Below are 8,907 nucleotides of genomic sequence, written 5' to 3' on the forward strand. Positions count from 1 at the left end.
TTAACGGTCAGGGTTGGCACCCCCCGAGCCCCTCCCCAGTGTCTGAATCGCAGGGGTCATTTGTCAATTTTGTTGATAGGCAGCGTTAAGAATGGCGCGATCGGGCTGTCGTGTCTGGGGCGTGCCGGCGAGTTGCATCAGGTGGTTGACCAGAGTCGTCATGCGCTTGCAGCTTTCTGCGATCATGCTCAGTAATTCGCCCTGGGTATCGGTGAGTGGCCCTGTTCTGAGACTACGGATCATCGCGACGGTTCCCGTTATGATCGTCAGGGGTTGCATGATCTCCTGGGCAATCTCGGCCAGTATTTCCAACAGTTCACACCGGGATAGAACGGGATTAGTTTCCTCATCCGTAAGCAGGGATTTCAGGGTCTTGATTTTCTTGTCAGTGATTTCAGCGAGAGCGGTGAGGTGCTCTCCGGTTTCGGTAATGAGGAATTGAATTTCCGAGGGGGCCTCGGAAGCGGGCGGATTCTGGATGGTTTCCCCGATGCGGGCCAGGAGTAGGGTCAGAATTTTAATTTCATTCACCCCATCCCCTAAGCCGCTTCCACCGCCACCCCCGCTTTCCCCGGTACTGGTGGGGGCGAGTTTGACGGTGAGTTCCTGCCACCCCTCCGGGGTGAGTCCCTGATCAGCCAAGCGCCCCCTCAGCTCTTCTAATTGCTGGGGATCGTCCAAAGAACGTTCAATCAGATGTGAAAGTTTCGCGTTGGTTTTTTCAGCGAGGCGCCGGTTTTTCATGTATTTGCTGGCAATGGCGTCCAGATCCAGATCCTCGGTGATCTCGTCCATCATGGCCTCGGTGGCGTGGACAGCTTGCTCGCCTGCAATATTTTTCAGGCGATCCAATAAAACCTTTTCAAGCATTAAAAGGGAATGCTTGATGTGTTTACGGCCCTTCTGTGTTTTAGCGGAAGGGTCTTTCAGAACAGGCTGCACCACTTTTTGTATACATCCTATCACGAGATCCGTAAGGGTTTCGCCCTCGGAGAGGTCCGCCTGACTGGCTCGGATTTCGACGGTGCGGAGGATCAGTTCAGCCAGCTTTTCTGTGTCCGCCGCCAGATGGCGGATATCCTCTGTAGAACGATTGGAATCGGCCTGATTATCGCCTTTCAGGAACGCCATGATATTTTCCAGGTCGGGTTGAGTAGGAGCAGATTCCTGGAGTGGTGTTTCCGGGGCAGGCGGGGTAGTGGAGGGTGGTGGCGTGATTTCCTGCGGTTCATCTTCTGAAACACGGCGATACGAAAAAGATTTGGCTTCAATGTGTTTGAGTCCAAGGCCTTCCATTAGTTCGCCCGCACTTTTAGTCAGATCCAGTTTGGCGGTAGGGGTGAGAAGAAGAGAGAAGAGAGAAATACATTCGTCCAGGGAGAAACCTGGCTCAATGGTGAAGCTGAGGAGATTCAGGGCGGTCAATCTGGTGGTGAAACTGGCCGCTAAGGGACTGCCTGCAGTGGATTCTCCATTTATGAGTAGCGATCCATCCGCGATGCTGAAGTGGATGTGTTTATGGAATTCAATAAATTTACTGATGACGGTAAAACTGATGTCAAGCGATGAGCGGGCGACCTTGTGTGTGACTCCGTAAAGCAGGGCCATGTTCATGGTTTGACCCATGATCTGAATGAGGTCGGTCACATCCTGCTCATGATCTCGCTGTTGGGCTACAGGTTCGGCTTCCATAGGTGTCAATTTATAGAGTTTAGGGGAATCTTTCAACAATCCTTCCACGCCAAGGCTCCCGTTGGACATTCCCTCACACAGACCGCGGCCGATTGGCCCAGAGCGGCCTCAAGTGAGCCTTCAAAGGGAACCCCAACCACGGCATCAAAGCCGCGCCCCAGAAAGGTCAGTCCGGGCTTTTCTCCCGCTTGAGTGGTGATTCTAACGCAGATGCCACAATGAATACATTTTCCCGGCTCAAAAATGACGAGGGGATGAGAGGTGTTTCGCTCGACCGGCTTTCGCCCGTCAGCGGGACTATGCAGGGGGCCGCTCATGTGGATTTCCATATAATCCCGAAGTTTACATGCTTCCGCCTTGCGGCAATCACAGTGCATGCATCGCCCGCTTTCCCGCCTTGCTTCATTAGCTGTAAACCCTGCGTCTGGCCCGACACCCGGTCGGATACGGGGAGTCGGAGCGGCCTCTTTTAACAGTTCCCGGCTTTCCGTATCCTTGATCTTTCCTAAACGTGACTCGAATCGTCGAACGGGCCCCGTTACGGGCAGCCCCCTGAGAAACTGATCTATGGAAACGGCTATGGATTTGCCATGAGCGACAGCCCTGACGGCCATGTGTCCCGCCTGAACGGCCTCACCACCCGCAAAAACTCTATCGTCCGACGTGCGGAAGGTGTGAGTGTCAACTTTGATCCCCTGGGGTTGTACGGTAATGCCTAAGTCCACCAGTGAGGTGTCCGTTGTTTTCCCGAAGGCAAGAACAAGAGCGGCAAAGTGGGTCTTCAAATCCTGGAGAGTGATGCGGGAGCCTAGACGGGTGCCCATGCGGAAACTCACGCCTAGCTTATGAATGCGCTGAATTTCCCGATCCAACACGGAGCGGGGGAGGACATGCTCTGGCACCGAATACCGGAGTTGTCCGCCTGGCTCTGCTCGGTCATCAAATATCGTGCATGAATATCCGGCTCGTGAGAGATGAAACGCTGCCGCAAGACCCGTTGGACCTGCTCCGACGATGGCTATGGGCTTTGAGGGGGATGGTGCTGGTCTCTCCGCATAGGAGGCTTGAGCGTCTGCATACTCATCCCCGACGAATCTATCAAGCAAGCATATCGCGAGAGGCGAATCAATGCGTCCCCGGCGACAGGCCTTTTCACAGGGAGCAGGACAAATTCGCCCTAGTACGGAAGGGAGGGCGATGGTGTCGTAAAGTGTGGCGATGGCGTCGTTCAGTTTTCCTTTCGCAATCTGCCGGATCATCAGAGGAATTTGCAGATGAGCGGGACAGGTGGTCGTGCAGGGCGCTTCACAATCGCCCGCATGTTCGCTCATGAGCAAATTCAGGGAGGCTATTCTCGCATGATGGACTTCGTTTGTGTCCGTCTCCACTATCATGCCTTCAGCGGTCAACGCACTGCAGGAGGGAATCAGACGGCCAGAAGTTTTTTCCTGAACAACGCAGACCATGCACGAGGTGAAGTGCGGCAGCCCCTTCAAATCGCAAAGTACCGGGATGATGATTCCTGCGAGACGAGCGGCCTCAAGCACGGTGGTGCCGGGCTCGACGGCGATGGTTTGTCCATTAATCGTTATTTTGGGCATAATTCCCTTTGTCCCCGATCCATATGGCATTAGTCGGGCAAACTTGCCGGCAGGTATCGCATCGGGTGCATTTGTCCTGTTGTATGACATGGGGTTGATAAGGCGTCAGTTCAATGGCCGAGGCCGGACAAACCTGTGCGCACTTGGTACAGCCGATGCACTTTTCATTGATCCGGTAGGCAATCAGTGCGCGGCATTTCAGGGATGGGCAACACCCCGCCAAATGGGCTTCGTATTCATCATGGAAATGCCGGAGGGTGGATAGCACCGGATTGGGCGCGGTACGCCCCAGGCCACACAAACTGCTTGAGCGGGTAGTTTGTGCGAGGTGTTCCAGGCGGTCGATATCACCATCCTGACCCCGCCCTGCGCATAATCGATTGAGAATTTCCAGCATGCGTTTAGTGCCGATCCGGCAGGGCGTGCATTTGCCGCAGGATTCCTGTTGCGTAAACGCCATGAAATATCGGGCGAGATCCACCATGCAGTCGGAGTCATCCAGAACCACCAGCCCGCCGGAACCCATGATGCAGCCGGCGGAGGCCAATGCTTCATAATCCACGCGGGTATCGCCGCAGGAGGCGGGAAGACACCCTCCTGACGGGCCTCCGATCTGTACCGCCTTAAACTTCCTGTCACTCCCTGTGCCCCCGCCGATGTCCTCTACAATTTCACGAAGCTGGATTCCCATGGGCACTTCGATCAGGCCGCCGCGTTTGACTTTCCCTGTCAGCGAAAAGACCTTGGTGCCGGAACTGGTGGCCGTTCCCAATTCGGTAAAGGAGGCGGCCCCGTTGCGGATGATCCAGGGCACCATGGCCAGGGTTTCCACATTGTTGATGGCGGTGGGGCATCCCCATAGTCCGCGTTCAGCCGGATAGGGGGGGCGGAAGTGCGGCATGGCCCGCTGTCCTTCGATGGAGGCCAGTAGGGCGGTTTCTTCTCCGCTGACAAATGCGCCAGCCCCTTCAACAATCCGGAGCGTCAGACTGTACTTGCCGCCGAGGATGGAAGCACCCAAATAGCCGCGGGCTTCAAGCTGCGCCAGTGCCTTGCGGATGCGCTGAATGGCCAGAGGATATTCCGATCTAATGTAAATAACCCCTTCACTTGCGCCAATGGCATATGCGGCGATGATCATCCCTTCCAGCACCCGGTAGGGGAATGACTCCAGCAGCATCCGGTCCATGAAGGCCCCCGGATCGCCTTCGTCGCCATTGCATAAGATGTATTTCTGTGTGCCGGCAGCGTTATGAACCATGGTCCATTTTCGGCCAGTTGGAAAGCCAGCCCCGCCTCGTCCGCGTAAACCGGATTGGGTGATGGTGTCAATAATGGCGGCAGGCTTGTCCTGGCCCAGACAGGTTTTCAAGGCCGTCATGCCGCCATGCGCGCAGTATTCATCCAGGTCCAGGGGATCAATGTCCCCGCACCACTCCGTAGCGATCCGTTTCTGTTTTCCAAGGAAGGAGCATACGGGTGCGTCCCTGACGTCCAGTGCATACCGGTTCACAGGCTCCCATAAGTCATTTGTGAGCAGGTGCTCCAGGAAGTTAGTCGTGCTGGTTTGGAGGCGGCGGAGAATGCCTTTGGGTTTGAAGTGCTGTCGGATCAGTTGGGCGGCTTCATCTGGTTGGACTTTTGCATAGGTAACCGGTTGTTCCCCGGGTGAAACAATTTCGACCAACGGAGTTTGATGGCACATTCCCACGCAACCCACGGGTTTAATGACGGCGGCAGCGCCCAACTTTCTGACTTCGTTTTCAAGTTCCTGTCGTACGGCCTGACTTCCCCCGGCCACGCAACAGGAGCCCACCCCAATGCGAATTTCTGTCAGTCCTGAAGGGGTGGTGTTCGTCTGATCATAATGACGCGGCACAACTTGTTGTTTTTCAAGCTCGAGGAAGTCTTGTACCGCTCGCGAAACGGTTTCGGGGGTCAGGTGCCCATACGTAACTTGGTCAATTTTGATGACTGGTGCCAGAGTGCAGCAGCCGAGACAGGCTACACGTTCCAGGGTGAAAATTCCGTCCGGGTCGGTGTCGTCGCCTTCCTTGAGGCGGAGATGACGGGTCAAGGCATCTTGGATGAGGTCGGAGCCTTTGACATGACAGGCCGTTCCGTGGCAGATGCTGATGATATGCCGGCCAACGGGTTTGTGACGGAATTGTGAGTAGAAGGTGGATACCCCGGCAATGGCCGCTGGCGTGATCTCGGTTAACTCGCAGACTCGGCGCAAGGCGGCTTCGGGCAGGTAACGGTAATGAGCCTGCAGTTTTTGTAAAATTGGTATCACTGCCTGAGGGGCGCGCCCGCATTCAGTCACAATGGTGTCAACGATTGGCAGATCGATGGGCTGGCTACTCATAAGGCCCCAATACAAAACAGATTTTTGATTCCGCGAATGAGAATCTTGCCCTTGATGAAGACCGGTGACCCATCGCTGGGTTCGCCCAGGTTGGCTCTGCCAATTTCTTCAAATTGTCGCCCGGCCTTGAGAATGATTACCTGCCCGCTCCGGGCGACTAGATAGAGACGGTCGCCTGCGAGACCGGGTGAAGAATAAAATTCGCCATCCAGACTGTGCTCCCAGATCACCTTGCCGCTGGCGACCTCGAGACAGGTTAGTCCGCCGCTGGCATTGACGAAAAAAGCAAGTTTCCCATTACTGACGGGGGAGGCCACATCACTGATGCCGCTGTCCGACTGCCAGGCTACATGCGTGGCGGAAACATCACCCCGGCCGTCCGGTCGGATGGCGTAGACTTTATCGCCCGCAACCGAGACCAACACCAATCCTCCGGCTAAGATTGGGGAGGCGGAGGAATCGGTGCCATTCACTTTCACTCTCCAGAGTTCTGTGCCGGAATCCGGGTTATAGGCGATTACCCACTCATTGGCGGCTGTGACCAATTGCGGGCCGTTGGTCGTCTGAATGAGGACGGGTGAGGGCCAGGCATCGGCGACAGGCCGTGCGACAGTCCAAGTCCGTTTGCCGGTGGCGGCATCAAGGGCGATCAACTGAGAAATGCCTCCCTTGTCGGTTTGATTATCATACTGGATCAGGATCAGGTTATTGAAAATGGCGAGGGAGGAGGCGTAACCGTAACGGTTAATCGGAACGCCAAGATCAGTCGTCCATCTTGTCAGGGAACAATGATCAATGGCCGCTACGTCTCCATTGGCAAAGATCGAGTAGACGAAAATGCCATCGGTTACAGGTGTTGAAGCGGCATATCCGGTATCCTGATTAACTTCAGGGCTCACTTTCGCCACGCCTGAGGTGGCCGCCACCCCCATTTGCCAGAGCAGGGTGCCAGTAGCGAGGTCATAGCAGTAGACTTCGCGTTTGTCGGCGGCTGCACCTGTCAGAAAGACTTTGTTACCCCAGACAATCGGTGAGCTCAGGCCGGGAAGAGGAATGGGCGTTTTCCAGAGAATGCCCTGCCCCGAGGAACCATCCCAGGCGATTGGTAGATTGGTGGTGGCGGAAACGCCACTCCCGGAGCGACCGCGGAAGCTTGGCCAATTGGTGGCGGATTCGGCGTCGAAAATCCCAAGGCTACGTGTGACCGTCTCAGGTGCTCGATTAGGCTGCGTCCCGCTGAGCCGCAGCCCATAGGCCAGCGAACCAACAACCAGAACAATGGCTATACCGCCAGTCACCCAACGGACAGTGGCAGAGGTGGCTAACGGATCAGGCAGGGTGGGGAATTCCCGTGGATCCGGTTGGTGGCGACGGAGATGAGTTATAATCTTCAGATTGATCAATGCCACGATGACGCCGCTCAGAAGCAGGAACGCGCCGGTTCGGAGGGAGCCAAGCCCGCCAAAATAGAAACTTCGGGCCACGACATCCAGATCCCTGATTTTGTCTTTTAAGGCATCATCAGCAGGACTGGCTTTCAAGGAGGCTTGAAGTTGCGACAGCTCCGGTAAATTGAGAGGGGAAGCCGTTCGGATCGTGAGCAGGTTGGACACCATTAAGATGCCCACGATAAGTGAGAAGGCACAGGCCACCACGGCCAGGGTATAGCTGAGGCGATACAATAGCCGTGATGAGTCGATCGAGTTGTTTGCTTTGTTCGTCATACGGATGAGAGGACTATACCACTCGGAATTCGCACTTACTCACAATAATTCAGAATTCCGGATGGGAAAAGAATATTGTAAAGATAAGGGGATGGCGTCACTTTTCTTCATAAATGGCCAGGTGCTGAATGGACATATGGGATCCCCTGAGGGATACTCTGAACTCAAAAAGCAATAAACGTCTGGTGTCGGGCGGCCGTGATACGCCTCGGCGGCAGCGTGTTGCCGAGTGGAGAATTCTGGCGCATTCAAACGCCAGATTGCCTGAAAGTTTACCCGCTTGTGGCGCCTCGCTACGAGAACGTCACCTTTGACCGAGAATTGGCGACCCGCACGAAGAAATGTGAACTGTTCGGTGTCGGGCATCCGTTGATTGACGCCCTGTTGTCCTATCTCCAGAACGCCCCCTTCAGCGGCGACACCGCGTGCGTCCCGGCTGCCAGCACGGCATCTGGAATGGTGGAGGCTCGCTACCGGGTCACCTGGGATCGTGCCGATGAGACCATTCGTCTCTGGATCGCCTCCCGTAAAACGGAGCTTCCTCCCGGGACCATTCCTCGCTGTGATTTGCTCGGTGTGTCCGTGTCTACGTGATTAATTGTGTTGTGAATTTATTGTGCTAAACTGTTTAGCATGAGCAATTCAGTAACCATCAGGGATGTTTCCAGGGCGGCCGGGGTTTCGATATCTACGGTCTCGTTTGTGGTAAACGGGAAGGCCGACAGGTATCGGATAGGCCAAGATACACAGGATCGTGTCCTAGCTGCTGTGCGCCAACTTGGCTACCAGTCGACCCCAATTGTAAATTCCGGTGCTTCTCAGCCTGTCCTTGCCGTGAGCCGAGATCCCGGCAAACCGGTGGACAAAATTTGCCTCGTCCTATCTTCGGCCAGTTCGCCTGACTCATTCTCAATGATCCTTGGACTTGAACCGGTTCTCGCCGCAGCGGGTTACCAGCTGGTTGTCAGCGTTATTCCGATTGACCCGGCGGCCGCGCGTGAGCGGGTGATTCAGTTGCTGAAGTCTGGCACTACCGGAATGGTGTGTTGCCCGACCGTATACTCCACCGTATCGGCAGTAGTGGCCAAGGCTTGCTTAGAGCTGGGACGAACTGGATGCCCGGTGATCGTTCTTTGGCAAGGTGCCGGCAAAGCTATGGTCGCGACCCTGCAAGGGGTGAACACGGAGTTGGAAGCGCCGAGTGTGGCGAAGCCTGCCGTGAACGCCACACCGGTGGTGCTTCCGCCGACTACTCCGGTATCGCCTGCTCCGCGTCCCGTGGTGCCACCGCCGATAATCAATCCTGTTCGCCCAGTTGTGGCCCCCATCGCTGGCGTCACGGTGGCTTCTCCAATTATCAAACAGAGTCCGGTGTTGCCGGTCCCTGTGGTCATACCTGCGGCCACGCCGCCGATCCCTGAGCTAGTCGTCACACCGGACCCGGCGCCACCCCCTGTGATTGTCCAAGCTCCTGAGCCCGTCCTGGAACCCGTGCCGGTTGTTGAACCTGAGCCAGACATTG

General features: G+C 55.8%; 6 protein-coding genes. 2 read left to right on the forward strand and 4 right to left on the reverse strand.

The window, feature by feature from the left end:
- Window positions 1-63: 63 nt before the first annotated feature.
- From WCI03_14525 to WCI03_14540, 4 genes are read right to left on the reverse strand one after another with little or no spacing between them, the layout of a single operon-like run.
- Window positions 64-1,692 (reverse strand): histidine kinase dimerization/phospho-acceptor domain-containing protein, encoded by a 1,629-nt coding sequence (locus WCI03_14525; protein ID MEI8141068.1) that lies wholly within the window; start codon window positions 1,690-1,692, stop codon window positions 64-66.
- A gap of 32 nt (window positions 1,693-1,724) precedes the next feature.
- Window positions 1,725-3,293, reverse strand: a complete 1,569-nt coding sequence (locus WCI03_14530; protein ID MEI8141069.1) for an FAD-dependent oxidoreductase — start codon at window positions 3,291-3,293, stop codon at window positions 1,725-1,727.
- Window positions 3,274-5,661: an NAD(P)H-dependent oxidoreductase subunit E gene (locus tag WCI03_14535; GenBank protein MEI8141070.1), complete on the reverse strand. Its 2,388-nt coding sequence runs from the start codon at window positions 5,659-5,661 to the stop codon at window positions 3,274-3,276. Before WCI03_14535 ends, WCI03_14530 begins: the two co-directional genes overlap by 20 nt.
- Window positions 5,658-7,385, reverse strand: coding sequence for a PQQ-binding-like beta-propeller repeat protein (locus WCI03_14540; GenBank protein ID MEI8141071.1), 1,728 nt, complete (start codon window positions 7,383-7,385; stop codon window positions 5,658-5,660). The genes WCI03_14535 and WCI03_14540 overlap by 4 nt, the downstream gene beginning before the upstream one ends.
- Window positions 7,386-7,583: 198 nt before the next feature.
- On the opposite strand from WCI03_14540, the gene WCI03_14545 reads away from it, so the two are divergent.
- Window positions 7,584-7,979, forward strand: coding sequence for a hypothetical protein (locus tag WCI03_14545; GenBank protein ID MEI8141072.1), 396 nt, complete (start codon window positions 7,584-7,586; stop codon window positions 7,977-7,979).
- Window positions 7,980-8,018: 39 nt separating this feature from the next.
- Window positions 8,019-8,907, forward strand: an 889-nt coding sequence (locus WCI03_14550; protein ID MEI8141073.1) for a LacI family DNA-binding transcriptional regulator, incomplete at its 3' end; no start/stop codon positions are given.

The sequence above is a fragment of the bacterium genome (assembly GCA_037143175.1).
GTDB lineage: Bacteria > Verrucomicrobiota > Kiritimatiellia > CAIKKV01 > CAITUY01 > JAABPW01.